Annotated in this window: 1 protein-coding gene; it reads right to left on the bottom strand. The window is 58.7% G+C overall.

Annotation, left to right across the window (positions count from 1 at the left end; translation table 11 throughout):
- Positions 1-10: 10 nt before the first annotated feature.
- Positions 11-218: hypothetical protein (locus tag EGN72_RS19325; RefSeq protein WP_233586962.1), on the bottom strand; the 208-nt coding region annotated here is incomplete at its 5' end.

The following is a 218-nucleotide window of genomic DNA, read 5'->3' as shown; positions in this document are numbered from 1 at the left end:
CGCGCGCTCATCAGCCAATCTGGGAGATATCAGCAAAGAGATGGCTGCCAAAAGAACCGAAAGCCAAACCACGAATAAGACCGCTCGCCGTCCTTTCGACAGAGGACTTAGCGAAAGCAGACCTGCACCCCATTTTGTTTTTCGCTGGCTCGTCATCTGCGCCCCCGCAGGAACCGGCGCAGCACGACCACGGCAGCAACGGCCACAATCGCGCCAGG

Source organism: Pseudorhodobacter sp. E13 (genome assembly GCF_003991405.1).
Taxonomy (GTDB): domain Bacteria; phylum Pseudomonadota; class Alphaproteobacteria; order Rhodobacterales; family Rhodobacteraceae; genus Pseudorhodobacter.
This window is presented reverse-complemented; position numbering and strand designations above follow the sequence as displayed.